The following is a 26,562-nucleotide window of genomic DNA, read 5'->3' as shown; positions in this document are numbered from 1 at the left end:
TCAAAGCTGCTCGTTGAACGTGTAAGACCCCCAATCTTTCAACTTATCCAGCAACGGACGTTTCCGGAACTCCTCCAGATCGACCTTCCGTGCATATTTCATGTCCTCTTCGAAATCCGCGATCAGCTCCGCGGCAATTCCCGCATCCATGACGCCGATCTGGATCTCGTCGTTGAGCTCGAAGGATCGATCATCGAAGTTGGTCGACCCGATCGCCGACCAGATCCCGTCGATCACCATGATCTTCTGGTGGAGAAGCGTCCGGTCGTACTCCCAGATCTCGACGCCCGCCTCCAGCAGCTCCTCGAACCTCGCATGGCTGGCGTGTTGGACCAGGGGGTTGTCGGTCCCCTCGACCGATGGCACCATGACGCGCACTCGAACTCCACGGTCGATGGCCTGGCGCAGCAGAGCCAGCCCGCTGTCTTCGACGACGAAATAGGGATTCTGAATGACGATATCCTCCCGTGCAGCCGCGATCGCTGCGTAATGAAGGACCTCCACCGACGAGATGTCCCCGATCGGCTGAATCCACGCGAGATGAGCCGCCATCGATCCCACGGGCTCGATCCTGGGAAAATACTTCGCTCCGGAAGGAAGGTCCCGGCTCTCTTCGACCCAGTTCTCGAAGAAAACCCCCTGAATCTGATTGACGATCGGGCCTCGAATTCTCGCGTACGTATCGCGATAGCGGTCCTTTCCCTCGGCGTCGCCGGTCCACTCCTGGGCGATTCCATGACCGAAGAGATAGGCGAGTTTCCCGTCGATGACGACGATCTTGCGATGGTCTCTGAAGTTGAGCCTGCCCAGATTGCCAAAGCGAAACGGCCGGAACCAGAGCAGCTGGACACCGGCCTCCATCATCGTTCGCTTCACCTCGCCGGTCATCTCGCTGCCACCCGAGGCATCGACCATCACGCGCACTTCGACCCCTCTCGACGCTTTGCTCGCCAGCAGCTCGGCAATCTTCTCCGTAATCTCGCCGTCCCACCAGACGAATGTCTCGAGATGAATTGTCTCTTCGGCGCTCGCCATGTCATCGAGCAACCGATCGAAGAACTCACCATTGATCCCCACCTCGATATGGTTACCTTCGATCAGCGTCCCCTGCGACAGCGACGCAACCGACCGAACCTGTTCGGTGAAATTGCGAGCCTGCGCCTGCCGTGTGACCAGGCTGAAGCTTCGATGCCTCGTCGTCGTCCAGAGCAGAGCGATCAACAACGCGATCAGGAAGATACCGGTCCACAGCATCAGCCGGGGAATCTCGGTTTCCTTCTGCCACCATCGCTCTCCCTTCCCGGAAGTTTCACTACTCATTCCACCGCCTCCTTCAGTCGAAGCCTCGCAAAAACGGGCCAGTGATCGGAAGGCCCTCGCTTTGCGACTTCGGCCTCGAGCACCTCCCATGCCCGGTCGACGAAAATGTGATCGAAACTCTGACGGGTCGCCGGATGAGTCACGAGCGACTCCTCCAGGACGGACTGCAACCTCACCGACGAATTGATCGCGAGAAGATCGGGGGCCCGTCTCGATGCATTGAAGTCTCCGCCGACAACGGGAAGCTCGGCAGACTCGACGACCTCCAGAACCGAGTCGATCTGCCGCGCGCGATCCGCTCGATTGAGCCGGCCCCACGCGGTGAGGTGGACTGAAAAGAGGTCGATCGTGCGCCCGAGCAGGTGCGCCCGGCACTTTCCGAGCGAACGGGGTTCGCCACCGCCGGGAAGAGGGCTCACATCCAGACCCTCGATCCGGCCCCGGACGAGAACGACCGTTCCGTATTCACCATCACCGATGTCGATCGAGGGGGAGAAGCACGCGTTCAGTCCGGTTCGCTCCACCAGCTCTTCGACCTGATCCGCTCCGCCGCTGCCGGGTGTGCGGCGATGAACCTCCTGTAGAAACACCGCGTCCGGTTCGAAGGTGTTGATCTCTTCGGAGATCCTCGCGAGATGACTCGAGTCCTTCCGTTGGGATGCGCCGTGAACGTTCCAGCTCAGCACCGTCAGGACGTTACCCGCGCGGGGTTCCCGACTTTCGAGAGCGATCACGATTTCACCTTCACCAATTTCGAGCTCCTCGATTCCGCACGCGCTGCCGAGCACGACCAGGACGAGAACGAACTTCACGGTCCGGTCGTTCTTCATTCCGCCCCTTCAAGATCCGGGCTCGCTGCGTTGTCCGTGACCACCTCGACGTCCGGATGATCACGGAGAACGCTCACCGGAAGATCCGGGTGCACCTCTCCGCCGGCCAACCTCTCGAGAGGCTGCCGTTTCGTCGCACCCGACGCGAGCAGAACCACTCGCCGGGCGTTCCGGATCGTGGCCAGGCCCATCGTGATGGCGCGCCGCGGCACTTCCTCTCCCGGGAACCCCGCAGCGTTTGCCTGTCGTGTCGACTCATCCAGCTCTACCACATGGGTTCGCGACTCGAAGGGCGTTCCCGGTTCGTTGAACGCGATGTGCCCATTGCGGCCGACTCCGAGGACGATCAGGTCGAGACCACCCGCATCGGCGATCTCCTCCTCGTACCAGGCGCATTCACGGGCGAGCAGCTCTTCGAAGTCGAGATCCGAACCGAATCGCTCTACAAGGAGATCCGGATCGCCCGTAGGAATGTGCACGCTGCCGGGTTCGATGTCCACGTAATTCAGGAAATTGCGATGCATGAAGGAGGCGAAGCTGCCCGGGTGTTCGGAGGGAACCGCTACATATTCATCGAGGTTGAAGGTCTGGACTTCGTTGAAACAGAAATAGTCGACCTGACAGGTGGCCGCGAGCTCCCGATACATTCCGAGCGGCGTGTTCCCGGTCGGAAGGCCGAGGGTCGAAGCAGGCTTGCGTTCGACCTGATCGAGGACGAGCCGGGCGGCCCGGAGCGAGAGCTCCGCGTAGTCTTCGACGGTCGTCCATTTCATGAGATCCGTCTGCCTCGCAGGATGGCGTCTCTGATCACGAGCTTCTCGTCGAGCACGAGTAGGTCCGCATCGAAGCCTGGGCTGACCCGACCCTTTCTGGCCAGGGACGCGAAGCCCGCCGGAATCGAGGTCGCCATCGGAACGACGAGATCGAGTGGCAGCCCGGCGAGCTCGACCATGTTCCGCAATGCCACATCCATCGTCAGCACGCTCCCGGCGAGCGCACCATTGTCCAGGCGGGCCTCCCCGTTTCGAACCCGGACATCGAGGGATCCGAGCTTCCAGTCACCGTCGCCGGATCCCGCAGCTCGCATCGCGTCGGTGACGAGGATGCAACGCGATGCGCCGAGCCGCGCCACGATCTGAATGACGACCGGCTGAACGTGAACCCCGTCGGCAATGATCTCCATGAGAGTCGCCTCGGAGATCAGCGCCGCGCCCACCGGCCCGGGCGCGCGATGATGCAGAGGGCGCATCGCGTTGAACAGGTGCGTGAACGCTCTTGCGCCGCGACTGATCGCATCGAGCGCGGTCGCGTAGTCGCATTCGGTATGACCGATGGCGAAGCTCACCGTGTCGCTGAAACGGCTGATCAGCGGGAGAGCGCCCGGGAGCTCCGGGGCCAGCGTGACGTAGATCGGCATCTCGCCGGCTGCCCGCCGCCAGTTCTCGAGCTCCCTCTCGCCGGGCAGCCGCAACCTGTCGTGAGCGTGAGCTCCCGCGCGCTCTTCCGCAATCCACGGTCCCTCGAGATGTACGCCGACGATGGAAGCCGCGTTCGGATCGTTGGCCTCACGTGCCTTTCCGACCGACTCGATTGCTGCGATCGTTTCTTCCTCGCTCGAAGAGACGATGCTCGCGATCATCGCGCCCGTGCCATGGGCCGCGTGAACGCGCGCAACCTCGAGCGCTCCATCGACTTCACCGTCGGCGAAATCACAACCCCCTCCGCCGTGAACGTGAACGTCGACGAATGATGGAACAATGAGCGGATGGTCCTGCTCTGGCTCCATCAGCTCGATGGCTTCGATCCGGGAGCCGGCGATCGAGATCTTCCCCGCGACGAGCCGGTCTTCCAGAAAAAACTTTCCTCGTAGCTGGTTGCTCATCATCCAACTCCGATCGCCGTCGACACGCGCTTCACAGATTGATCTTTCCGAGGATCACGGGGCGTCCTCCGGTCGCGCCGGGCACGTTCGTGCATCTGCCCAACAACGAGTCATTTGCAATGAGGGCCATCGCGACCGCTTCCTTGGCGCGGGAATCGATTCCAAGCTCCTCGTGGTGGAGCAGATCGATTCCGGGAAGAAGGCTCCGCAGCATGCCGACCAGAACGGGATTTCTCGTCCCCCCTCCCCCCAGCACCACCTGGTGAATCTTCCCGATCGGCTCGACGAAATCCCGGTACGCCTTCGCGATACTCTGCGCAGTCAGCGCGGTCGCCGTCGCAATGAGATCGTCGATCGGCACTCCCGGAGCCGAAGCGATGATCCGCTGGGTGAAGTGAACTCCGAATCTCTCGCGGCCCGTGGTCTTCGGAGGATTTCTGCTGAAATACGGATCCCTCATCCAATCCTCGAGAAGATCCTGCCGGATCGTTCCCGCCGCCGCGAAAGCCCCGTCCTCATCAAAGGTTTTCTCACCACCGGTGGCCACCTCGGCAAGGGCGTCGATCACCATGTTGCCCGGCCCCGTGTCGAATGCGAGGACGTCTTCGAGCCGGCCGTTCGGCGGAAGCCACGTCACGTTGGCGATCCCTCCGATGTTCTGAACGCAGCGACCCATCTCCGGATGAGTGAGCAGAACCCAGTCGGCGTAAGCCACAAGCGGAGCTCCCTCCCCGCCGGCCGCGACGTCGCGAACTCTGAGGTCGCCGATCGTAATGGCACCGAGACGCTCGGCCACCACGGCGCTCTGCCCAATCGCCAGTGTCGAGCGTGTGGCGACCGGCTCGTCCAGCCAGTCGATCTCGACCTTCTGCCTGATCGTGGACGGGTCGTGCCACAAAGTCTGTCCCGCGGTACCGATCAGATCGACATCGCTGCTCGTGTACCCGTGGCGTTCGAGCAGCTTCACCGTGGCGGCAGCGAAAAGCTCGCCCAGCAGGAAGTCGAGATGACAGATCTCCTCGACGCTCGACTCCGACGGCCTGAATTGTCGAAAGACCGCCTCACGGATCTTCTGCGGGTAAGGAAAGCTCTCGAACGCCAGGATCTCGATCTCGGGGCCGCCCCCGCTCTCCCTGATCTCGACCAGACATGCGTCGATCCCGTCGACGGATGTCCCCGACATCAGGCCGACGACCCGGCGTGTGGAAAGCGCGGCTTTCTCCCTCAGCCTTTCGATACTTCTCAACCGAGAACCTCCCGAAGATTACCGCCAGCCTCCTCCAGGGCCCGCTCCGCTTCCTGCCTCGAGCACTTCCGTGCTGCCATCACGATCGCCGTCCGCACGCGACCGCCGGCCTCGCTCAGCGCGCGCTCCGCTTCGGATCGGCCCACCGCCGATGCGAGGGCAACCATCGAAGCGGCCCGGGCTCGCAGTTTCCGGTTGGTTGCAGGCATGTCGACCATCAGATTGGAGAACGTGCGTCCAAGGCGGATCATCACGGCGGTGGAAATTGTGTTGAGCGCGAGCTTCTGCGCCGTACCGGCCTTCATCCTCGTCGAGCCCATGATGACTTCCGCCCCGGTCTGCAGGACGATCGGAATATCGGATTCGGCGGCGAGCGGCGAACCTTTTCGTCCGGTCACCGAGACGGTGAGCGCTCCGATCATGTTTGCCCGACGAACGGCGGCAACTGTGAAAGGAGTGGTTCCGGATGCCGCAACGCCGATCACGGCATCGGCAGCGGTGACCTGCTCATTGACCGCGTTGACCGCCGCCACTTCGTCGTCCTCCGCCCCCTCGACCGCTTCGAAGTACGCTCGTTTTCCCCCCGCCATGATCACCCGAATGAGGTCGGGCTCGACACCATAGGTCGGAGGGAGCTCCGATGCGTCGAGCATTGCAATGCGTCCGCTCGTGCCCGCACCTGCGTAAACGAGGCGCCCGCCTTCAACCAGCCTTTCGGTGATGAGATCGATCGCGCGAACCAGCTGAGAGCGGGCAGCTTCGAGGGCTTCGAAGACCCGTCTGTCCTCGATCTGAATCATTTCGACAATGGATTCTGTATCGACCAGATCGATGTTGATTGAGCTGTCCAGCCTCTCCTGACTCACGTCGGACTCCACTTACGTGTTCGATGCCAGCTGGAGCTCGAGGGGATCATCGGTTTCTCGAGATCGTCACCATTGTCAGGTCGTCGGCGAACGGGAGTCCGGCCGCGAACGAGGTCACGAGATCTTCGATTTTTTCCCCGATCTCACGTGCTTCCGAGCCGCGATAAGCGTCAGCCAGCTCCAGAATCGACCGCATCCGGAACTGCTCTCCAAGCGGGTTCTCGACCTCGCTCAGCCCATCGGTGAAGAGAAGCAGCGAGTCACCCCGATCGAGAACGAAGCGATGACCCCGGTAGCGTGTCCCTCGTCTGATCCCCACGACCAGATCCGATTCCGCCAATTCCCGTGGATTTCGCGAAAGAATGACGGGGTAGACGTGGCCGGCATTGGTGAGCTCGACGGCACCGGTCGCGGGCTCGAGCACACCGGCGATGAGCGTTACGAACCGCGACGCCGGAGTCGACTCGATCGTGGTCTCATTCAGTTCTTCGACGAGCCTTGCCGGCAGGGGATCGTTGCGGACGAAGATTCGAAATGCCGATTGCAGTCCCGCCATCAGAAGCGCTGCGGTGACGCCCTTTCCGCTGATGTCGGCAATGATGAAATAGAGGCGGCCATCCGGTCTGATGACGAAGTCGAAGTAGTCTCCACCAACCGTCCTGCATGGATATTGGCGCCCGTAGAGCGTGTATCCCTGAATCCGGGGCGACAGGTCGGGCAGAAGGCTCTCCTGCACGGCCGAGGCCGTCTTGAGCTCTTCGTCCATCAGCTTCTTGGCGATCGCCTCTTCGCGCAAGAGGCTGGTCTCGAGTTTCATCGCCGCGAATCTGGCGATCTGAGCGACGAGGCGAACATCCTCTTCCGAGATCGGCGTCTGACGCAAAACCCAGTCGACATAGAGGATTCCTACGACGCGGTCGTCCACGACGAGCGGCGCGGCGATGATCGACCGGATCCCCTGCGTCACGATCGAATGCGCCTGGGAGAGTCTGGCATTCCCCGCGACGTCGACATACGAAACGACCTTTTTGTCGTGCATGACTTCCCGGACGAGAGTGCTGCTGATGCGCAGCTCCGACTGATCATCGACCGTAGATCTCCGGACCTCGCTGACCGTCAGCTCGCCATGCTCGTCCTCCATGGCGAGAGCCGCTCTGGAGGCGTCGAGGTGAGCGAGCACCCTTTCCAGGATGTAACCGAACAGCTGATTGGCCGGATGGTCGTTGATGAGATCTCCGGCGAGCGTGGAGAGCCTGATGAGCCGCTCGACGCTTCCGCCTCCGAGCTCGACCGGGGTCTCGGTCTCCGGCTTCAGCGCTTCGTTGAGCGGGATCGAAATGTCTGGTCTTGGAGAGTCGTGACCCGCGATCCACAGCCGGTCGGTCGAAGATTGCAGAGAGAACACAATCTCGGTATCCCCGAGCCGAATCCGATCTCCATCGCGCAACGGCCTGGACTCACGGATCCGTTCGCCATTCAGCCATGTACCGTTCGCGCTGTCGCAATCCCAGACGACCCATTCGCCAGCAGAAGATCGGATCTCGGCGTGACGCCGCGAGAGAAACCTGTCTTTGACCGGTATGCTACAGTCGATTGCACGACCGATCGTCATCACGGCCCCCGGCTCGAGACGGATCGTGCGCGGTGGGAACGCCGGGTTTCGAATCATGACCTCAGGCGCTTCGGACGAAGACACCGCGAGATTGTAGCGAAGGTGGATGGCACTTGAACAAAATCCGCTCGACGGGCACATTCTGATGGAGACGACATCTGATCTCGACATCCTGATTGTGGATGACGATCAGCCCATCCGTAATCTCGTCAGACAGATCGTTCACAGGCTCGGTTACCCGGCGCGCGATGCGGCCAATGGGGAAGAGGCGATCGCACAACTCGAAAATCAGTTACCCGACCTTCTCGTGCTCGATCTGATGATGCCGAAAGTCAGTGGCTGGGAAGTGCTCGAATGGCTTCAGGAGCGTGATCATCTCCCTTCGCTGCCCGTCGTCGTTCTGACCGCGGTCGGCTCGAGCAAGATGAAAGGCCTCGACGACTTCGACGTTCAGGCGGTCATCGCCAAACCGTTCGAAGTCAGCGAGCTGATGAACAAGCTTCGACAGATCCTTGAATCGAGATCCTGACACGACGCCACCGGACCCCGCCGAATACTTTCTGGAGATCGAGTCCCGCTTTGCGGAACGACGGGGCACACCGTTCGTCCTCTCGGCAAAGGACTGGGCGCTGATGAACGAGTGGTTCGACGCGAAAATCCCGCTCGCAATCGTTCTCGAAGCAATCGACGGATGCTTCGAATCTCACAAAAAAGGAGGGAGGCGGCGAAACGTCTCCAGCCTCGGCTATTGCACCCATGCGGTCAGGGATCTCTGGAAGGAGAGACGCGATCTTCAGGTCGGTGGTGAGGACGCGATCCTTCCAGAAGACGGGATCGCCGGAAGACTGTCGGCCCTGGCGGACGAGATCGACGCGGCCGCTTCCCGGTCGGACGAATCCGGCATCGCCGGTATTCTGAAGACGACGGCCTCCGAGATCCGCCGCCTCGATCCGAAGACGCTGCCGGAAGGCGACGAAGCTCTACTGGCACTCGAGACCGGGCTTCTCGACGAGGTGGAGCGAGCTCTCCCCGAGTCTGTCGCATCGACGCTGCAGAACAGAGTCGAGGCTCAACTTCGGAAAATCCAATTCTCTGACGACCGCGTCCGGGAGCGAACTGAAAAAGCGACTCTCGTGAGAGAGATCCGCCGCCACTACGGCATCCCCCGGCTCAGCCTGCTGGGCTGATCGAGACGATCTGATTCAGAATCGCGGAAGCTGTCTCTCCCTCGACGAGGTCATCGGGATTTTCGCCGAGCGCGCTCGTGTCGATCCCGCATCCGCTCAGGAGCGTTCGTGCGCTGACCATCGGGATATTGCTGCACACCGGTCTCGATAGACGGATCACAGCCGCAGCGACCTCGATGAACCTCGAGGTCCGGATCAGCTCGGAGGGACGAGCGCGCCGGCTCGAAGGATCGACCGACAACAGGTCGAGCGCCAGAGCTCTCACCATCTCTTCCCGGCCCCTGACACCCTGGAGATCGACGGCAATCGGCGGTTGCGAGACCTGCCGGGCGAACCGGACCGCGGGCACCTTCCAGAAGAGCAGGATGGCGAGCTGTTCGCGCGTCAATGCCGGCGACGAGACCGCCTCGTGAAATCTGGGCGGCAAGGTCGATTCGTGCCAGGCGACCTTCACCTCCTCGAGCCGCGTGCGGAAACGGGGGTCGTCTGAGACTTCGACGAGCCGCTCGAGTCTGCGCATCGCCGCGGTGAAGTTCCCCTCCGCGGCCTCGATGTCGGCCAGAACCGCCTGCGTCTCGTTCTGAGCCGCTGCACCCGTGCCGAGCAACGGCTGCAGGGTCTCTCTCGCTCGCGCGACGTCGTCCCTCGAGAGATGGGCGCGCACGAGCAGACGACGACCCTCCTCGGAAATCGGTCCTGCCTCGAGCGCCCGTTCGAGCAGCGCGATCCGCTGCAGCGGGTCGTCGCTCATTCGCGCTCTCGATGAGAGATCGGCAATGTAGTCCGCCTGAACCGTCCTGTAGACATCCCTGATCCTTGCCGGCGTCAGCGGGTCGACGATCACTGTCGAGAGAATCGTTACGGCCGAATCGATGTCGCCCCGCAGTCGCGCGAGCTGAGCCGAATAGATATCGGAAGCGAGCCAGCGCTGATGCGCCGTCGCACGAGCGATCAGCGATTCCGCCCGATCGTACTCGACACGCTCGATCGCCGCGGCGGCGAGCCCGAGCAGTGCCGGAGGAAATTGTGCGGGAGAGCTCGCCAGCTCTTGCCACGCGCGCTCCGCTCGATCGATCCATCCTTTTCTGAATTCCTCCCACGCCGCGGATGCCGCACGGGTTCGCGGGTCTCCGTCGCGCTCCCAGCCGAGCACGGGGTCCACGAGCGCGTCGATCCGGGGGCTCGGGGGCTTTCGGGTCTCGGGTGGGACATCGGGGGTGGTCGCGCAGGCGGTCGCGAGAAGAATCAACGCGACACACGCGCCCGAGCGAAGCGAGGGCATGAAAGATGTCCGGGGGTAGTCGTTCATCGACGGCTTTCCTGCGCGTCAGCGAGCAGCTTCAACCATCTCGACGAGATCATCAGCCAACGATTCCGCATCAGCGCCGGCATCGACCCATTGCATTTCCCGTTCCCCTCTCAACCATGTCATCTGACGTCTCGCATAGGCCCATGTTCGCCTGCGGACACGCTCGATTGCCTCGAGCTCGGTCGTTTCGCCCCGGATGAGCTCGACGGCTTCGCGATACCCGATCGCGTCGAAGGCCCTCGCGCTGGACGGCCAACGCTCGAGCAGGCGCCTGGTCTCGGAGACGAGACCGTTCTCGAACATCCGTCCGACCCGAGCGTCGAGTCGCCCTCGCAGCTCGTCTCTCTCCAGCCGCAGCGCGATCTGCACCGTCCGCATTTCGCGGGAAAGTCCCGGGCGGTCGGGAGAGTAGCTCGAGATCGGCCGGCCGGTGCTGAGCCATACCTCCAGCGCTCGCTCGATCCTGTGGCTGTCAGCTGGGGAGATTCGCTCGGCGGAAACCGGGTCGACCCGTTCGAGCCACCATCGCAGCCAGCGAAGCCCTGATTTGTGATTGCGGATCCTCGCCAGTCGCCCTCGAAGCTCCTCGTTGCGCCCCGGCATGTCTGCCAGGCCTTCGAGCAAAGCACGAAGATAGAAGAAAGTTCCCCCGACCAGAATGGGCACCCTTCCACGCTCCACGACGGCTCGGATGACCGGGCGGGCCAGATCGACGAATCGTGCCGCATCCAGATGTTCGGTCGGATCGACGACGTCGAAGAGATGGTGAGGAATCGACTTCCTTGATTCCTCAGAGGGCTTGGCGGATCCGACGTCGAATCCCCGAACCATCTGAACCGAGTCGAAGTTGAGGATCTCCCCCTCGAGCTGCCGGGCGGCCGCCAACGCCAGATCCGACTTCCCGGAGCCGGTCGGACCCGCGATCACCACCAGCGGAACACCCGGTGTGCTCACACGTCGGGTCTTCGTACGTTCAGTGTCCTGCGGCGATTGTCCTCGGTCTCGAGAATCGTGTTCAGGTGACGCCTGCAGTAGAGGTAGCCGGGGTCGACCTTCGTTCCGCAAACCTTGCACTTCGGCTTCGAAAACCGGATTTTCGGAATCACCGAAAGGATCCCGCCGAGCACGAGGAGGCCAATCGAGACCTGGGCGATCACCATCAGGACCCCATCCTGGATCAGTTCGGCCAAAACGCCCTCCCCCCCCTGGCGGTCGGCAAAGAGAAAGAGCGCGAGTACGAGGACAATACCCCAGAGCCCTCCCCTCATCGCGATCCCGGCCATATCAAAAATCATAGGGTCGAAACCAGCGAACGTCAACGCGGGCAAGGCACCGGATCAAAACTCAGCCGCACGGCCCCATCGAGGTCGGTCCGGTGAATGCGGACCCGCCTCGAGCGAAGCCTCTTCAGGGTGTCCGGGTGGGGATGGCCGAACGGGTTGTCTCTGCCCACTGAAATGAGAGCCCTGCACGGCCTGACCGCGTCGAGAAAAACCTCCGTCGTCGAGCGGCGCGCTCCGTGGTGACCCACCTTCAGATAGTCCGCCCTGATCCTCTCCCCTTCCTCCTCGGCAAGCGTTTTTTCCGCTTCATCCTCCAGATCCCCTGCCAGCAGCAGACTCGCGCCGTTCGCCCTGACCCGCAGCGCGACCGAGCCGTTGTTCAGCGGGGACCTCTTGTACCGGAGACGGGGAACGATCGCCTCGATCCGGAACTCCCCTACCTCTTCCACGTGTCCATCTCTGAGAAAAACGATCCCTGTATCCCGCGCGAGAGCCGCGGCTAAGAGATCCCGAGCGCACGGCTCCCGCACGTGACGCCGCGACATCCAGACGCTTTCCACCCGAATTCTTTCGACCAGACCCGGCAGTCCCCCGCAATGATCCGCGTCGGGATGGGAAAGGACGACGACATCGAGCTCGTTGACCCCCGCCTTCATCAATGAGGGAACCAGCACGCGGCGCCAGAAGGAGGGATCGTTCCTTCGTCCGCCCCCGTCGATCAGCATGGTGACCGAGCCGTCCTGAAGAAGAATCGCATCTCCCTGCCCGACGTCCAGCACAGTGACCGAGGGCGTGCTCACGAGCTCCTGGCCTCCGCCGAGAATGGAGACGAGTCCCGGCATCGCGAGACAGCAGGCGATAAGGATCGGATGTCGCTCCAGGAGAATCATGAGAAGGGCCGCAGCGAACGCAACGATCACCAGCCAGACAGGCGGGGCAGGCGCGAAATGGCCGAGATCGAGCACTTCTCCCGAAAAGACGTTGACCATCTCGATCACCTCGAACAGGAGGTGAAGAAAGTCGAGGAGTACCTTCACGACCAGTTCCCAGCCGACCACGATGAACAACATCATCGACCACGAAGCAGCGAGCACCAGCGTCATGAGCGGCGCGACCGCAATCGTCACGAGTCCGCCCCCCAGCACGTAATGACTGAAGAAGAGGAGAGTGAGTGGAGTGGTGGCAACCTCGGCGGCGAGACCGAAACAGACTGTTTTCATCAAAGGTCCCCTGCATCGAGCGGCCATCGGTTTGCCGATGAAGATCAACCCTCCGGTGGCGGCATAGGTGAGCCACAACCCGGGATCGCCGAGCTCGGCTGGACTGGTCAGCAGTCTCAGTCCGAGGGAAACGAAAAGGAGGTTCTCCATGCCCGTTGGCCGGGTCGCCAGCCTCGACGCAGAGAGAAGACCGACCATCAGCGCAGCGCGCGTGACCGAAGGTTCAGCGCCGGCAAAAGGAGGGCTCGCCAGAGCGACGAAGATCAGCACCAGATATCGCAACCGCCCGAGATTCAGGAGCTCCGCGCAGCGAATGATCAGGGCCGCAGCCAGAGCTATCTGCAGCCCTGAAAAGACGAGCAGATGATAAGTGCCGGCTCGCCTGAACCTCTCCCTGGTGGGCTCGTCGAGGGATTCGTCCTTGCCGAGCGCGACCGCCTTGACCAGGGCGATCGTCCCGACCCGCTCCGGCGCCTCGGCCGCCAAAGCATCGAGAGCGGTCCCGAGCCTGCGGCTGACTGCTCGGAGATCGAGGAGTCGGCCGGGTCCCGGGACCGGCTGGACCAGCCTCCACGATTTGACCGAGACGTAGAGCTGCCCGGTCTGTTTCGATCGCCCGACTGCTCCCTTCAACCTCAGATGGCTCACCGCCGGATCGAGCAGTCGAGCGGGCACCTCGACGGGGGCGTAGATACGGATCGGCAGATCGATTCTCCGCTTCTCACCACCGCGGATGAGTACGAAATCTCGCGCATCCAGAACACTACCCGCCGGCCTCTCCCACCATGAGCTCTCGACTGCGACGACGAGCTCGGCGAATCGAGGGCCGGCCAGCTCCCCCGCGATCCCGGCCGCGCGAGTCTGCGCTTCCTTCTCCCTCAACCCCGCCCACGACCCGGCCCACAACGCGATGACGATGATCCCCGCCCGGACCACCCGGCGGTCCGGCAGAAACAGACCGACGCAGCAGATCGCCACGCCGGAGACGAGCACCGGCGCCGGCACCGGCACTCCTCCGGCCGACACGATGGCCTGGCAGCAGAGCAGCGCGAGAACGGGATGGGCGGCGGGAATCGGCGTCCGTTCCATGACGGAAGCCGGGCAGTCGGGCGGGTGACGGGACTCATCCTGTCACACTCCTGGACTGATTTTCCACCGGTTTCGAGCCTCTCGGCATCGCTTTTGCCACTCAACGCCCCGATTGCAGCATGACGCTGCGCTGGTGATCTGTGTAGGGATCACATGATTGACAAGGAGAAAAAAGGATGAAGAACAGATTCTTGATAGCAGTGATGTCAGTATTGCTCGTTCTGGCGCTCGGTGCCTGCCGTGAAGAGGCATCCGAGGCGCCACCCGAGGCCTCGACGACTGAAGTTCCGGGTGTCGGTGCGCAGGACGACGTCAGTCCTCTGAACGCACAAACATGGATCGACGACGTCACGATCGGACACGAGCTCAACACCGACGGTTCCGTCCTCATCGGCGAAGGCGGAGACGATTTCGCGCCCGGCGAGACTGTTTATGTCGCGATGGAAGTCGGCGATGCCCCCGTGGATGCCGCCGTCATGGTCATGTGGTACGGACCGGGCGAGATGGCCATCGGTGACGGCGAAGAAAAGTCCGTCTCTCCGGGTCAGAAGTACCTGAATTTCTCGGCCAACACGACCGGCTGGCAGGTCGGGGACTACCGCGCCGAGATCTGGGTTGGCGACGAGAGGGTCAACGAGCAGCATTTCCAGATCGTCGAGCCCGGGCTGGAAGGCAGATAAGCCACCAGTCTCACGAGCGATTCAACGAGTGGCGACCCTCGGGGTCGCCACTCTTTTTCACCTCTTCGAGAATCTTCCGAGCGTCTCGACGTGATGCGTGTTGGGAAAGAGGTCGAACTGATCGAGGGAATCGATTTTCCATCCCTTTCCGGCCAGCAGGGCGGCATCTCGCGCGAAGGTCACCGGGTCGCACGAGAGGTACGACAGGATATCGGGAACGATCCGGTCGATTTCTTCGATCAGCCCGGATGACAATCCGCCTCTCGGTGGATCCACAAGGACGAACTCCGCCCTTCCGTCGAACTCGGTCAACCATTCTTCGACATCTCCCGTAACCGCATCCATGGTCCCGTGATCCGTCGCCGCAAGACCGTTGATCCGGGCCATCGACGACGATTCGTCATTTCCCTCGACGGAATATACCGCTTCGAACACCTCGGTGAGTGGGATTGCAAAAAATCCAACCCCGCCGTAGAGGTCGAGCGCCAGGTTCCTGGAGCCGGCCGCGCGAGCATGCTCGAGGACCGTTTCGACGAGATCGGTCAGGAGATGGCGATTCGCCTGGAGAAAGGCCGCCGTTGAAGCGCTCCATCGCCAGCGGCCTGCCCGGAGTGAGACGGAGGCCGGAAAAGCCTCGGACCCCCAAATGACTGACTCGCCGTCGTAAAAGAATGCTCTCGTCTCGCTCGCAGCTCGTTGCGCCCGCGCCGATTCGATCACCTCGATCGGGAGAAGTTCACATTCATCGGGAACCGGGACGACCCTGTTCGATCTTCTGGCAAAGAACCCGGGCCGGCCCTCACCGGAGAAGTGAAGCCGTCCGCGAAGGCGGTAGCGCAACGGCGACGGGTGCACCGTCAGCGCGGGGAGATCTGCCTCCTCGAAGCCGCCCGTCCGAATCAGAGATTCGAGAAGAATGCTCTTCCGGGCATCGAGCTGGGCATCCAGCCTCAGCGAGGTCCAGTCGCAACCTCCGCACTCGAGCGCCACCGGGCAGGGAGCGACGCGACGCAGAGGGCTCGGTTCGATCAGCTCGGCCGGAACGGCGACGATCGAGCTCTTCCCGGCTCGCTCCACGATGGCCGAGGCGACGTCCCCCGGATACAACCCCTCCACGAACACCACGGCGGAACCGAGACGGGAGAGGGACGCGCCGCCAGCCACGAGTTTTTCGGGAGAGACCACGATCTCGTCCCCTTTTCGAAACTCGCGACGGCCCCCCTGTTCCAGTTCATCCCTCGTGATTGCATTGCCTCCTGAGTTGCATATAATGATTGGTCTCGAATACCCCCCGATCAATCACCCAGACCGAAAGTTCTAACCAATGGGCAGTATCAGCCGAGCGTCTCTTCAGCTCATCGACAACCTGTCGCGAATCACGGGCCGCCGGTTCGAAGTCACCCTTGACGAGAGCCTCAGGATTAAAGTCACCTGTCCGGAGTCGCTGACCGTCGATGAAACGCGTTTCTGCGCCGAGCTCGAAGACCTTGTTCGGCGCAATGAAGACTCGAGCACCGCCATCGTCAGTCTGCGCGAGGATCTCCGCCTCGCCGAGCTGCGAAACCAGGAGCTGGTTCAGCAGAACCGGACTCTCGCTGAAATGGCAACTCGCGACCTCCTGACCGGACTCTATACCCGCTGGTTCGTCAAGGACAAAATCAATCAGGAACTTCAGCGCTCGCAACGCCACGAGTTTCCGATGTCCGTTCTGATGATTGACGTCGACCACTTCAAGGACGTCAACGATTCCTACGGGCATCTGATCGGAGACGAAGTTCTTCGCGACATGGGACGGATCATTCGCGAGAGCCTTCGTGCGTATGACATTCCCGGTCGCTACGGCGGCGAGGAATTCTGCCTGATGCTTCCATCGACAGAGGTCGATAACACGATGGTCGTCGCCGAGCGAATCCGCGAGCGAATTGAAGAGAACACCATCAGGTCGACCGTTACCCCCTTTCACGTGACGGCCTCGATCGGCGTCGCTGGCGTCACGGGGGAGCACGGAATGCAGGAAGCCGAAGATCTGATCGAGCTCGCCGACAAGGCTTTGTATCGAGCAAAGCAGAGTGGCCGCAACCGGGTCGAGCTGTGGGAAACCAACTGACGCTTCAGACCCGATTTCTCCGCTCCAGTCGAAAAACGCTGTAACCCGCCCGAACTTCATCCCCGTCCCTTACCCGGGTATCACGGGCAGGAAGCGTGTTCAGAAACGTTCCGTTGCTCGACCCGAGATCCCTGATTCGCAATGTTCCATCCTCCTCGTCACGAATGAAGGCGAAATGCTTCCTCGAGAGATACTCGTCGGGAATCCGCACCGTGCCCTGCCGGCCGACGATGCCTCCCTCGGGCGGGATGTCGTATTCGTTACCGGAGCAGGGACCGTCGACGCAGACCAGGACCAGCCGAGTCTCGTTCGCTTCACGGGCAGATCTCGCGCCCCGCTCGAGCAGCTTCTTCATCAGCAGCGGCGAGCCCTCGAGAAGCTTCTCGGTGGCGAGCGTCACCGGCTCGACGAGCTGCCCCTTCTCTTCGGTCGGCTCGACCGCGACGAGCGCGCCCCCGGCGCGAATCAGATGGACGCCGTCTCCGAGTCTCGCTTCGGCGATCGCTTCTCCGTCCATGTAGGTTCCTGTATGCGAACCCTCGTCGACGACCCAGAGCTCCCCGCCCCTCCGCTCGATCCGGCAATGGCGGATCGAGAGCTCGGCATCCTCAATCTGGACGTGACACCCCATCCGGCCTAGGTAGAGGGGCGCCTCGTCGATCGTGAAAACATCGTCGATCTTCCTCCCGGCCCCCAGGGCGTTGATCCTCAAACTGATCGGCTCGCCTTCTGAGAACGGGGCCTCCGGCGAAGACTCGCTCGGAGCGCTCGGAACATCGTCGACCCGATAAAACGAGACGTCGATCTCGGGCAAATCGCCATGCGTCAAAGCCTGCGTGACCAGCACCTCCCGGTTCCCGAACAGAAGCTTCCCACATGTGCAGCGTGCAATCGAGGACGGCAGCTTGGTCGCCACCGCCGGCGGTATGTCGTAAGGCTGATCACATCCGCTGCAACGAACGATCGGCATCGCGCCAGAACATTAACCCGAACCCGGCACGACGGTCCAGATCGCCAGCTCGGTGCCCCCACCAGCTCATGCACGGTAGAATTCACTCACATGTCGACTGCCCGATCACTCAGACTGCTGACGTTCGAGGTGGGCCGCGAGTCGTTCGTCATCGACATCATGCGCCTCCGGCAGATTGTCCCTTACACCGGCTCGACACCCGTGCCCGGAGCTCCACCATTCGTCGAGGGGATCGCTGTCGTTCGCAATCGCGCGATCCCCATCATCGATCTCCGCGCGAGATTCTTTCCCTCGGAAACCACGACGTCACCCTATCCCCTCATTCTCGTCACCAGCTCGAAAGTCGGGACTCTCGGTCTGAAAGTCGAGGGCGTCCGCCGGATACTGACCGTTTCCACCGAGGAGATCCTCCCCGCCCCTCGACTGGTCCACGACCTGCGAGGCGAGCTCTTCGTCGGAATCATTCGAGAGGGCGACTCGGTGCTGCTGCTCCTCGATCTCGATAATTTCCTTTCGAAGGAAGAGCAGCGGCTCCACGCTGCGACGGACTATCAGATCGACGGCGCTGAGGTGCAGCAGACCTAGTTTCGTGATGTCGCAAGACGCGACCCCTGCACGCTGGCATGCCCTTGCCCGGAGACGGGAATGAGGACGACGTAGCGCGGCATCCCGGAAGGGCGATCATCGCGCATCTGGCCAGGATCGAATCGCTCAGCCGGCTCCGCGACATCGCGGCGCTTCTCGGCCTGCCGAGCTACGGCCACGTTTCGACGCTCGTCAAGCGGGTGGAAACGGACAGGAATCGGGTCCCGGGGCTCGCTCACCTGATCGATTCAAGCATCACGACTCTCCGTGCGCATGCCCCGCCCCTTCCGCCCGAGGCTCTCATCCGACAGCCGTTCTGAATCGCCTCACCACTGTCGAGCTGTGCCTGAGCTGCGCATTCTCGATGCGATACTGGCGCAGCTAGGCCGTCTTGACGGCACTTGTGACGCGCTCACGAGCAATGAGCGACGATTCTAGGACCGGATCGGTTTCTGTGAAGCACTTCGACGGTCACATTTGCGTGACTGAACCGAATAACGAAGGTCTGGCCCTCTCTTCCCGACGGGACCGAGTGGGTTACCTGCGCGACCGGCGCCCCCGCGAACCAGACGTAATCGTGCTGGATGGGCGGGGTGGTTGCGTCGGTGTACTCCGTCTCGGAGAGAAGATTCATCTCGGGTGAGTAGAGATTGTAGCGGCGATCGCCGGTGACCGAGCTCACGCTCGCGGTGACAGAAGCGGGGCTCGGAGCTCGGGACGCGGGGCTCGAAAAGGCTCGCCGCTCGCCACTCGTCGCTCGCTGCTCCCCTCGCAGGCTCGACTCGGCCAGCGCGTAGTGCGCGAGATCCAGCGAGAACGCGTCGCTGGCGATCGTCGGACTCGATGTCTTCGGTCCTTCACCTTGGGTGAATGAGTTTGTCACGCGGCTCCATCCCCGTTTGCAGGCGTTGCCAAAACGCCGCAGGAGGCCTCTCGGTTGATCGTCGATCCTCGGTTCGGAGGAATCTTCGAGATGCGATGCCTCGGATTCCGAAACATCCTGCGAGATTGCAACGGGGCGGCTCGGCAGGAGCCTCGCCCTCCCGGTCGAAGATGGTATTCCGGTCCTTGCACCAGGGCGGAGACTCGCGCTCGCGGATGCGAGCTGGATGTCCGGGTGACGCGGAGCGTGGCGTTGCGAGGCCAGATGGCCTGGTGAGACGAGGCTCGCCTGCCCGCCGGTGGGATTGACGTAGATCTCGGTCTCGGCGATCGTCAGATACTCCTTGGCCTCGAGCTGGACCCGGACGTAGCGGCCGGTGCGTCCGGTCCCGAACTTCCGGTCGCGCCCGTTCCCTCCCGCGTGGAAGATATCCAGCACGCCGGGCTGGTTCTGGACGTCGGCGATCACCGTCGAAGTGAACGGCACGTCGTGAATTGGGGGCCACACCTTCGAAGGCGTGGCCCCTTCGCTCTCCATGGGTGGTCCTCAACCCCGCCACTGAACCGAATAACGAAGGTCTGACCCGAATCCCCTCCGCTACCTGACATCGATGTGAAAAGTAACCATAACTTTCGCGGAATCGAAAACTTCGCCAGTTTTCGGCGGGACGATCACCGTTTCGAACGCCTTTCCGCGGAGGTAAGCATCCAGCTGTTCGTGGTTTGTAGTCGAGTGGGCCTCTACATGGGTAACATAACCCTTTGAGTTTACCGACACCTCGAACAGCTTTAGTCCGCCAGTCATAGGACCCCTAAACTCCTCCAACGACAGGGCCGGGGTCCACAAAACAGTTGGCCGTGCTAGATCCAAATCGTTATCACGCATTTTGCGTTCGAGGTTTTGCGTCGCAACTATGGTTCTTTCCGAAGGATCACGTCGTCTTAGTTCCGCTAAACACCTTTGAGTATCGATCGTGTCGTCATTACTGCTCAGGCAGTCTACGATCGCAGCAGCCACTGGAGCAGGCGCACCCCGTTCTGTGACCTCCGTCGCACAGGCAGTGCCATAGAGGAGTACCTGCAGAATCACTATAAAGAAATTAAGTTCTCGCATAGCCTTATCTTACTTTAGACTGAGAAACTTCTCTAAACAGATGGGGAATTGGGGGCCAGACCTTCGATTGTCGGTTCAGGCACATTTTCGGGACTCAAAAGGCATTCTACTCCTCGTGGAGATCTGCCACAAAAGTTTCCATTCCGAGGGAGAAACTCCTGCAAAGACCGAATGACGAAGGTCTGACCCTCCGTACCTCGGGTGAGTAGAGATTGTAGCGGCGATCACCGGTGACCGAGCTCACGCTCGCGGTGAGAGAGGCGGGGCGCGGAGCTCGGGGCTCGGGGCTCGAGATGGCGGGACGCGGGACTAGTGACCGGGTTCGCTGCGCTCGCCGGGGTCTGGAGGGCAAGGTCGGGAGAACTCGGGTTGCCATGGATCGTGGAAGTCTACTCCTTGTAGAGTGTGCTCCAACAAGAGTCGGAGGCGTGCCACCATAACGTTCTCATGCTCAGTAGGTTGCCAGTTCAATCCGAACAACGAAGGTGTGACCCCCCTCTACGGTTAATTCTCAGGACGGTCGAGCGTAACGCCACCGAAATTCGAAATGCTTTCTGTACTTGTCTGGAAATCGATCAGCCACAGAACATCAACAGGGCCTTCCCGGGAGAGGACTTCGTTAATATTAGGAAAAAAATACGCCAGATCCAACTGACCCGTTCTACATTCTCCTGAAGGGATATATACATTCTGGCCAACCCAAGGATCAAGTATTATACCACTCTTTTCGAGGACAGAGCCTCTAGAGGTGATTGCAATCAGGCGCCGGAACGCCAAATAGTTCCACGGCATGTTTCCTTCTCGCACCACTATGGTCTCAGGCGATACATTACACACCCTGAATTCTATTATAGTAGCCTCAATCTGTTTGGCGTCAATTAGTTGTTTCTCTGCTGGCTGTTTCTCTCTGGTAGACTCCTGAGGCACGGGAGCGTGACAACTCGCTAAAACAACCAGTGCTAACAAGCATCGTGTCATGGCTTTGCGAGACCTTCCGGAAGCGGCGTTGCGCCGTGTTTCTCGTAGAGCGTCTCGTAACTGTTGTAAAGCGTGTCCCTGTAATTCTCTGCCAAAGGTGGACAACAGAGTCCGCCGATTATTGGGCCTAGACATTTCAGTGTCTCTACGTAGGCTTCATACTCAGCGGCATGAAGCTCTTCCGTCGACGACGACTCGATTAGCAGACCAGGGGGCTTACCTAGACATATCCCTGGATTGGCTTCGACAACTTGAAACACATGAGTTATCTCGTGGAGTTTGATGCAGTGACCAAAGCAGTCCATCTCTGCTTCGGTGACTCCTTTCGAAATCTGGTAAGTTACACCACCATCACCGTTACAAATGGTTGTTGAATGATACGGATTCGCGATCTTCGTTCCTGGTTTCCACAGGGCCAGCGGGTCTTTTCCGCTGATTGGCTCATCACCGACATAGATATAGAGGTTGAGCCCTCCGAATAGTCCTGCCGGATCGGCCTGCGTATACCGCCCCTCCGCCGCCCGGTACCAGCGGAAGATGTTGTAATTCCGGTCGGTGATGCCGTTCGCGGCATTCACGCCGAGCTGTTCGGCTTCCTGGCCGGGGAAGCGGAGCGGCTGGTGGCGTCCCTCCCCTTCGCGCAGAAGGTAGATGCGGCCGTACGGTTCGTGCTCGGCGTGCCAGACGATCGCGCCGGTCGAGTCGGCTTGGATTCTCGGGGTCCCGAGGTGATCAGTCACCGTCCAGACGACCTCGGGGGCGGCCAGAGGCTCCGACGGCACCGAGTGGGTCACCTGGGCGACCGGCGCGCCGGCAAACCAGACGTGGCTCCCTTCGGTCGCAGGGGTCAGGAGCCAGGATTCAGGATCCAGTGACGCGGTGGCTTTCACGGTTCGGCAAGTCTACTCCTCGTAGATGGGGATGAAAGAACGAGCCGCGCTGAGTCTGACCTAACTCCTATAGATTCAGTGCGTTCCGATCTAAGCCTGCGAAAAGCGAAGGTGTGGCCCCAACCTCCCCCACAACCTCCGCCGCCCTCAAAATCCGATGGTAGACCCCTCACCCTCCTCTTTCCGACGCTCTCGAAATGCGTTGTTAGACCTCTAGACAAACTCTTGCTTTCGGAACCACCAGAAATAGATCGGTATAGTAACAACTGGCGCGAGAATCAACCCGGCCAACCACAAGCTTTTCCGAGATGTGTCAATCGGTCGGCGAAATACATCAAACGCAAAGAATATGGCCATGGAAATACTGATGATTATAGTTATGAAGTGAACAATTCCAAGACGAAGGTCCATTCGAGCGATCCACCAGATTAAATACAGCATCGAATATAGTAGTGGCCATATACTGAGGGCTCCCAAAAGCCATGTTGCGGCTCTGTTCATGGACAGCACCACTCCCCCCACTTGGTTAGCATGGAGTTACCCCACATCACGTCGAAGCTTGCTCCAACAGCAGCTGCTCCTTCACCACCTCCGGATCCCAACCCCGATCCCGCGGATGGAGTCATACCTTCACCTGAGCCAAGCGTCATCTCAACGTGAGACCATCCTCCTCCCAAAGAAGCAGCCAAGCTTTTAACGAACGCTTTTCCGCTCAAGCTCGTAGGATTCGGCTTTTCAAAGTGATCGTCTAGGACTATCGAGAAATAACCACCTGAAGGGGTACCGAATGAGAATCCTATGACATGAACATTTAAATCTACCCATATCTGCTTTCCCTTATAACAAGCGGAGACACAAAAAAGATCGTAATCAGCGACACCAACGGCAACAAAACCTGCTGAAAACACTTCAACGTCGCATTTCCAAGTTACCAGTCCTAAGGGATCGATCATGCTGGCTGGGCTCCATGCCCCATAGACGAAGAGGTGCGCTCCAGCTTCCAATCCCAGAGGATCAGCCTGCGTATACCGTCCCTCTGCCGCTCGGTACCATCTGAAGATGTTGTAATTCCGGTCGGTGACGCCGTTGGGGGCATTCATGCCGAGCTGTTCGGCCTCCTGGCCGGGGAAGCGGAGCGGCTGGTGACGTCCCTCCCCTTCGCGCAGGAGGTAGATGCGGCCGTACGGTTCGTGCTCGGCGTGCCAGACGATCGTGCCGGTTGAGTCGGTCTGGATCCTCGGCGTCCCGAGGTGATCGGTCACCGTCCAGACGACTTCAGGGACGGCCAGAGGCTCCGACGGGACCGAGTGGGTCACCTGGGCGACAGGCGCCCCGGCAAACCAGACGTAGTCATGCTGGATGGGCGGAGCGGATGCGTCGGTGTACTCCGTCTCGGAGAGAAGATTCATCTCGGGGGAGTAGAGCGAGTAGCGACGAGCTCCCGTCACGCTCGCTGCGTTCGCAGTGAGAGAAGCGGGGCTCGGAGCTGAGGGCTCGGGGCTCGAAAAGGCGGGACGCTCCCGACTCGTTGCACGCCGCTGCGTCCTCAGGGTGGACTCCGCCAGCGCGTCGGAGGCGAGGTCATCCGAGATCGCGTCGATCGCGAGCGCGTGCTTGCTCGTCTGGCGATTCGGCCAGGAGACCACGACCCGCATCGCGCCCGGCAGCGTCTCGAGCGGCCCGCGGAAGAAGCTCGGACGCAACGTCGGCGTCATACCACCCTTCGCGTCGACGACCCTCCGCGCGCATGCTCCACCTCTTCCGCCGCCCGAGGTTCTCATCCGACAGCCATTCTGAATCGCCTCGCCACGGTCGAGCTGTGCCTGAGTTGGTCATTCTCGACGCCGTACTGAGTCGCCCGGCTGTCTCGACGCACTTTTCGACCGCTCCCACGAGCAACAAACGACGATCCAGCATCTGGATCGGCTCCCCGTAGATCACCTCGACGGTCAGATTCGTACGACCGAACCGAAAAACGAAGGTGTGACCCTCGATATCCGCTCTTCAAATTTCCCTAATTTCCCGGTTCGTGAACTCGGCTCTTTATCCAAACTGTCAGGGCCACAACTGCCGCTAACATCGATGGACCCAGCAAAACCAGCTGGGAGGGATGAACGAAAACCCGTCCCACCCCGGAAGTCGGGTTGACCCACTGAATGAGCGGCCCCAACACGAAGGGTGTACCGCCCAGCAGCAACACTATTGCGACCAGACTTACGACCTTCAGCGGCGGCGAACTGGTGGCTCGTTGAACATACAGAACGAGCAAGGCAACAACAACTGAAAGAGTCACCCCTGCCACCCCAGCCAGCAGCAGAAGCCCCGCGCTTGTCGTAACGTCGAACATCACATGGCTCCGCACCACCAAGGCCAGAGATCACACCCGTTTCCGTGATGAGTTTCCTCGTAGTCCTGCTGTGCCTTCCAGAAACCTTCTTGGATTTTTTCCGGCCACGCCCCGGGGTTCTTCATGAACCACTTCAACTCCTGAGCGTAGGATTTCGCGGCTTTCTGACATGCTGCCTTCGATGAATACACCTGAGCTTCGTGCTTCTTGAAGGTCATCGCCGCTTTAGAAACAAACGCGGTGGCAATATTGGCGTGATGCTTCTCGATGGTGCACGAAATAAAGGTTGTGCACAGATAACCATGATCGTAATTGAGGCTCAGCTCAAAAGACCAACCTTCACCATCACATCCGCTACAACTCGCGTCGGTGTTGACCTTCGAGAAACTCAGACTGTATTGCCCGCCACCGAGCTGCGGGCCCCGCTTAGTGATTGTCTGTTTCACCTTTAGAAGCCCAGCAGGATCGATCAGTGTCAGAGGATTGCCGTCGACATACCCGTAAAGGTTTGGACCCGCCAACGCGACGCCCAGCGGATCAGCTTCGGTGTACCGCCCCTCCGCCGCCCGGTACCACCGGAAGATGTTGTAATTCCGGTCGGTGATGCCGTTGGCGGCGTCGACGCCGAGCTGTTCGGCTTTCTGACCGGGGAAGCGGAGCGGCTGGTGGCGCCCATCCCCTTCGCGCAGCAGGTAGATGCGGCCGTACGGTTCGTGCTCGGCGTGCCAGACGATCGCGCCGGTCGAGTCGGTCTGGATCCGCGGCGTCCCGAGGTGATCGGTCACCGTCCAGACGACCTCAGAGGCGGCCAGAGGCTCCGATGGCACCGAGTGGGTCACCTGCGCGACCGGCGCCCCGGCAAACCAGACGTAGCTCCCTTCGGTCGCAGGAGTCAGGAACCAGGATCCAGGATTCAGGGACGAGGTGGTTATCACGGTTAGATAAGTCTACTCTTCGTAGAGGTGAAGAAAGAATCAGCCAAGCCTCCTACCGGAGCTAACTCGTATAGACTCAGCATGATCGAAAAACGTAGACGTGGCTCCTTCTACGGTCTGGCCCTCTACAAGTCCCAGGCTTCTATCATTTCCTAGATGCAACTCCCGCATCGGAAAGAGCGGCAAGTCGCTCCTCGGTTAGAAACAATGGTATGAGAAACTTAAGCGCGATATAACCCGTCACCAGTGTAAAAACCGAAAGCGCAACACACTTGAGTGTATCTGTCAGCATAAGTGCTTCTTTCGTAGAAGTCATTTCATACATTTCAGCGTTTCCGTGGACAATTAGCCACCAGCTGACGACTAACTCGACCACGGCGATACCTACTATGAACAGGAGTGTTCGACGGTATCGTCGTGTGCGAGAGAACGTGAGAATCTTATCAATGTATCTCATAGATCTTTAGTCAATTCGTTGAATTGATTCTTGAGGTGGCATTGATCATCCTTCTTGCAGGATTGACCACAGTGAGCCATGCAGTCCTTAAAATAGATCCACCAGAGATCCTCAGCTACGCCCCATTCCTTTCCTAGCGTATAGCCTCCCACGCCACCAACCACTCCGCCCACCACCGCTCCAACACACACTCCTACCGGTCCTCCTATGCTTAGTCCAACGCCTGCGCCGACGGAGGCGCCGCTCACAACTCCGATGATCGTGAAATCCTTCTTATTCTTCTTTGTCTGACATACCATCCACTGGAGGTCGTCAATACATTTCTGCGCACAGCATGTCGAGCCCATATACATGCAGCCGACCAGAGAGGGGTCCTTCTCGCATGGGGCCATGCCCAGTCTATCGATCACAAGCAGAGGTCTGTTCATTGAGTATCGATACAGATTCACATCACCGATAAGCCCCAGTGGATCACCTTGTGTATACCGCCCTTCCCCCGCTCGATACCATCTGAAGATGTTGTAGTTCCGGTCCGTACTGCCGTTGGGTGCATTAAGGCCGAGCTGTTCGGCCTCCTGGCCGGGGAAGCGGAGCGGCTGGTGGCGTCCCTCCCCTTCGCGCAGCAGGTAGATACGGCCGTACGGCTCGTGCTCGGCGTGCCAGACGATCGCGCCGGTCGAGTCGGTCTGGATCCTCGGCGTCCCGAGATGGTCGGTCACCGTCCAGACGACGTCGGGGGCGGGCAGAGGTTCCGACGGGACCGAGTGGGTCAC

The 26,562-nt window shown here is 60.6% G+C and carries 25 protein-coding genes; 7 read left to right on the top strand and 18 right to left on the bottom strand.

The features are described 5' to 3' along the window. Genes KY459_06185 through KY459_06155 form a run of 7 tightly spaced genes read right to left on the bottom strand, consistent with a single transcriptional unit; the run spans position 1 to position 7,840 of the window. Positions 1-1,320 (bottom strand): cardiolipin synthase B, encoded by a 1,320-nt coding sequence (locus tag KY459_06185; protein ID MBW3564295.1) that lies wholly within the window; start codon positions 1,318-1,320, stop codon positions 1-3. After that, positions 1,317-2,150 carry an endonuclease/exonuclease/phosphatase family protein gene (locus KY459_06180; protein MBW3564294.1) on the bottom strand — a complete coding sequence of 278 codons (834 nt, stop codon included), beginning with the start codon at positions 2,148-2,150 and terminating at the stop codon, positions 1,317-1,319. The genes KY459_06185 and KY459_06180 overlap by 4 nt, the downstream gene beginning before the upstream one ends. Next, entirely contained in the window at positions 2,147-2,923 is a 777-nt protein-coding gene (locus KY459_06175; protein ID MBW3564293.1) for a glucosamine-6-phosphate deaminase, read from the bottom strand. The genes KY459_06180 and KY459_06175 overlap by 4 nt, the downstream gene beginning before the upstream one ends. Next, positions 2,920-4,032 (bottom strand): N-acetylglucosamine-6-phosphate deacetylase, encoded by a 1,113-nt coding sequence (nagA, locus tag KY459_06170; GenBank protein MBW3564292.1) that lies wholly within the window; start codon positions 4,030-4,032, stop codon positions 2,920-2,922. The genes KY459_06175 and nagA overlap by 4 nt, the downstream gene beginning before the upstream one ends. Positions 4,033-4,063: 31 nt before the next feature. Beyond that, positions 4,064-5,215: an anhydro-N-acetylmuramic acid kinase gene (locus KY459_06165; protein ID MBW3564291.1), complete on the bottom strand. Its 1,152-nt coding sequence runs from the start codon at positions 5,213-5,215 to the stop codon at positions 4,064-4,066. A gap of 59 nt (positions 5,216-5,274) precedes the next feature. Beyond that, positions 5,275-6,144 carry an N-acetylmuramic acid 6-phosphate etherase gene (gene murQ / locus KY459_06160; protein ID MBW3564290.1) on the bottom strand — a complete coding sequence of 290 codons (870 nt, stop codon included), beginning with the start codon at positions 6,142-6,144 and terminating at the stop codon, positions 5,275-5,277. 46 nt (positions 6,145-6,190) lie between these two features. Next, positions 6,191-7,840, bottom strand: coding sequence for a SpoIIE family protein phosphatase (locus KY459_06155; protein ID MBW3564289.1), 1,650 nt, complete (start codon positions 7,838-7,840; stop codon positions 6,191-6,193). A 22-nt stretch (positions 7,841-7,862) separates the two neighbouring features. On the opposite strand from KY459_06155, the gene KY459_06150 reads away from it, so the two are divergent. Together KY459_06150 and KY459_06145 are read left to right on the top strand one after the other, a co-directional pair. Then, positions 7,863-8,285, top strand: a complete 423-nt coding sequence (locus tag KY459_06150; GenBank protein ID MBW3564288.1) for a response regulator — start codon at positions 7,863-7,865, stop codon at positions 8,283-8,285. Beyond that, positions 8,269-8,943, top strand: a complete 675-nt coding sequence (locus KY459_06145; GenBank protein ID MBW3564287.1) for a hypothetical protein — start codon at positions 8,269-8,271, stop codon at positions 8,941-8,943. Before KY459_06150 ends, KY459_06145 begins: the two co-directional genes overlap by 17 nt. On the opposite strand, the gene KY459_06140 is transcribed toward KY459_06145, so the two are convergent. From KY459_06140 to KY459_06125, 4 genes are read right to left on the bottom strand one after another with little or no spacing between them, the layout of a single operon-like run. Next, positions 8,927-10,252, bottom strand: coding sequence for a hypothetical protein (locus KY459_06140; protein ID MBW3564286.1), 1,326 nt, complete (start codon positions 10,250-10,252; stop codon positions 8,927-8,929). The two genes, KY459_06145 and KY459_06140, sit on opposite strands and share 17 nt — an antisense overlap. Positions 10,253-10,270: 18 nt before the next feature. Beyond that, complete coding sequence (miaA, locus tag KY459_06135) at positions 10,271-11,206, bottom strand: tRNA (adenosine(37)-N6)-dimethylallyltransferase MiaA (GenBank protein MBW3564285.1); 936 nt, start codon at positions 11,204-11,206, stop codon at positions 10,271-10,273. Then, positions 11,203-11,535 (bottom strand): hypothetical protein, encoded by a 333-nt coding sequence (locus KY459_06130; GenBank protein MBW3564284.1) that lies wholly within the window; start codon positions 11,533-11,535, stop codon positions 11,203-11,205. The genes miaA and KY459_06130 overlap by 4 nt, the downstream gene beginning before the upstream one ends. 32 nt (positions 11,536-11,567) lie before the next feature. Continuing rightward, entirely contained in the window at positions 11,568-13,844 is a 2,277-nt protein-coding gene (locus KY459_06125) for a DNA internalization-related competence protein ComEC/Rec2 (protein MBW3564283.1), read from the bottom strand. Positions 13,845-14,020: 176 nt separating this feature from the next. Between KY459_06125 and KY459_06120 the strand changes: the two genes are divergently transcribed. Next, positions 14,021-14,524: a hypothetical protein gene (locus KY459_06120; protein MBW3564282.1), complete on the top strand. Its 504-nt coding sequence runs from the start codon at positions 14,021-14,023 to the stop codon at positions 14,522-14,524. Positions 14,525-14,581: 57 nt separating this feature from the next. Here the strand turns inward: KY459_06120 and KY459_06115 are convergent, their stop codons facing one another. Continuing rightward, positions 14,582-15,709: a hypothetical protein gene (locus tag KY459_06115; GenBank protein MBW3564281.1), complete on the bottom strand. Its 1,128-nt coding sequence runs from the start codon at positions 15,707-15,709 to the stop codon at positions 14,582-14,584. 139 nt (positions 15,710-15,848) lie between these two features. Here KY459_06115 and KY459_06110 point away from each other — a divergent pair, with 139 nt between their 5' ends. Beyond that, complete coding sequence (locus KY459_06110; protein MBW3564280.1) at positions 15,849-16,631, top strand: GGDEF domain-containing protein; 783 nt, start codon at positions 15,849-15,851, stop codon at positions 16,629-16,631. 4 nt (positions 16,632-16,635) lie between these two features. Here KY459_06110 and KY459_06105 read toward each other — a convergent pair whose 3' ends face one another. After that, on the bottom strand, positions 16,636-17,601 hold the full coding sequence (locus KY459_06105; protein ID MBW3564279.1) for an FHA domain-containing protein: 966 nt from the start codon (positions 17,599-17,601) through the stop codon (positions 16,636-16,638). A 90-nt stretch (positions 17,602-17,691) separates the two neighbouring features. On the opposite strand from KY459_06105, the gene KY459_06100 reads away from it, so the two are divergent. Continuing rightward, entirely contained in the window at positions 17,692-18,186 is a 495-nt protein-coding gene (locus tag KY459_06100; protein ID MBW3564278.1) for a chemotaxis protein CheW, read from the top strand. Positions 18,187-18,224: 38 nt separating this feature from the next. Further along, positions 18,225-18,506, top strand: coding sequence for a hypothetical protein (locus tag KY459_06095; protein MBW3564277.1), 282 nt, complete (start codon positions 18,225-18,227; stop codon positions 18,504-18,506). 92 nt (positions 18,507-18,598) lie between these two features. Here the strand turns inward: KY459_06095 and KY459_06090 are convergent, their stop codons facing one another. The 3 genes from KY459_06090 to KY459_06080 form a co-directional block, all read right to left on the bottom strand. Beyond that, the gene (locus KY459_06090; GenBank protein ID MBW3564276.1) at positions 18,599-19,606 is read right to left on the bottom strand and encodes a hypothetical protein; all 1,008 of its coding nucleotides are present in this window, start codon (positions 19,604-19,606) and stop codon (positions 18,599-18,601) included. Between the two features lie 1,550 nt (positions 19,607-21,156). Continuing rightward, entirely contained in the window at positions 21,157-22,050 is an 894-nt protein-coding gene (locus KY459_06085) for an RHS domain-containing protein (protein ID MBW3564275.1), read from the bottom strand. Between the two features lie 497 nt (positions 22,051-22,547). Then, positions 22,548-23,459 (bottom strand): RHS domain-containing protein, encoded by a 912-nt coding sequence (locus KY459_06080; GenBank protein MBW3564274.1) that lies wholly within the window; start codon positions 23,457-23,459, stop codon positions 22,548-22,550. A gap of 142 nt (positions 23,460-23,601) precedes the next feature. Here KY459_06080 and KY459_06075 point away from each other — a divergent pair, with 142 nt between their 5' ends. Further along, the gene (locus tag KY459_06075) at positions 23,602-23,847 is read left to right on the top strand and encodes a hypothetical protein (protein ID MBW3564273.1); all 246 of its coding nucleotides are present in this window, start codon (positions 23,602-23,604) and stop codon (positions 23,845-23,847) included. 549 nt (positions 23,848-24,396) lie between these two features. Here KY459_06075 and KY459_06070 read toward each other — a convergent pair. Next, a complete protein-coding gene (locus KY459_06070; protein MBW3564272.1) occupies positions 24,397-25,182 on the bottom strand; it encodes an RHS domain-containing protein in 786 nt (261 codons plus the stop codon). Positions 25,183-25,785: 603 nt separating this feature from the next. Beyond that, on the bottom strand, positions 25,786-26,562 hold a 777-nt coding region (locus KY459_06065; protein ID MBW3564271.1), incomplete at its 5' end, for an RHS domain-containing protein.

The organism is Acidobacteriota bacterium, assembly GCA_019347945.1.
Classification (GTDB): Bacteria; Acidobacteriota; Thermoanaerobaculia; order Gp7-AA8; family JAHWKK01; genus JAHWKK01.
The sequence above is the reverse complement of the archived record's forward strand: the minus strand, read 5'-3'. Positions and strand labels throughout refer to the sequence as shown.

Bases quoted from the DNA above. Each gene is read 5' to 3' on its own strand.
- KY459_06185 (MBW3564295.1), bottom strand. From the start codon at position 1,320: ATGAGTAGTGAAACTTCCGGGAAGGGAGAGCGATGGTGGCAGAAGGAA.
- KY459_06180 (MBW3564294.1), bottom strand. From the start codon at position 2,150: ATGAAGAACGACCGGACCGTGAAGTTCGTTCTCGTCCTGGTCGTGCTC.
- KY459_06175 (MBW3564293.1), bottom strand. From the start codon at position 2,923: ATGAAATGGACGACCGTCGAAGACTACGCGGAGCTCTCGCTCCGGGCC.
- nagA (MBW3564292.1), bottom strand. From the start codon at position 4,032: ATGAGCAACCAGCTACGAGGAAAGTTTTTTCTGGAAGACCGGCTCGTC.
- KY459_06165 (MBW3564291.1), bottom strand. From the start codon at position 5,215: ATGTCGGGGACATCCGTCGACGGGATCGACGCATGTCTGGTCGAGATC.
- KY459_06150 (MBW3564288.1), top strand. From the start codon at position 7,863: ATGGCACTTGAACAAAATCCGCTCGACGGGCACATTCTGATGGAGACG.
- KY459_06140 (MBW3564286.1), bottom strand. From the start codon at position 10,252: ATGAACGACTACCCCCGGACATCTTTCATGCCCTCGCTTCGCTCGGGC.
- KY459_06130 (MBW3564284.1), bottom strand. From the start codon at position 11,535: ATGGCCGGGATCGCGATGAGGGGAGGGCTCTGGGGTATTGTCCTCGTA.
- KY459_06125 (MBW3564283.1), bottom strand. From the start codon at position 13,844: ATGGAACGGACGCCGATTCCCGCCGCCCATCCCGTTCTCGCGCTGCTC.
- KY459_06120 (MBW3564282.1), top strand. From the start codon at position 14,021: ATGAAGAACAGATTCTTGATAGCAGTGATGTCAGTATTGCTCGTTCTG.
- KY459_06110 (MBW3564280.1), top strand. From the start codon at position 15,849: ATGGGCAGTATCAGCCGAGCGTCTCTTCAGCTCATCGACAACCTGTCG.
- KY459_06105 (MBW3564279.1), bottom strand. From the start codon at position 17,601: ATGCCGATCGTTCGTTGCAGCGGATGTGATCAGCCTTACGACATACCG.
- KY459_06100 (MBW3564278.1), top strand. From the start codon at position 17,692: ATGTCGACTGCCCGATCACTCAGACTGCTGACGTTCGAGGTGGGCCGC.
- KY459_06095 (MBW3564277.1), top strand. From the start codon at position 18,225: ATGCCCTTGCCCGGAGACGGGAATGAGGACGACGTAGCGCGGCATCCC.
- KY459_06090 (MBW3564276.1), bottom strand. From the start codon at position 19,606: ATGGAGAGCGAAGGGGCCACGCCTTCGAAGGTGTGGCCCCCAATTCAC.
- KY459_06080 (MBW3564274.1), bottom strand. From the start codon at position 23,459: ATGAATCTTCTCTCCGAGACGGAGTACACCGACGCATCCGCTCCGCCC.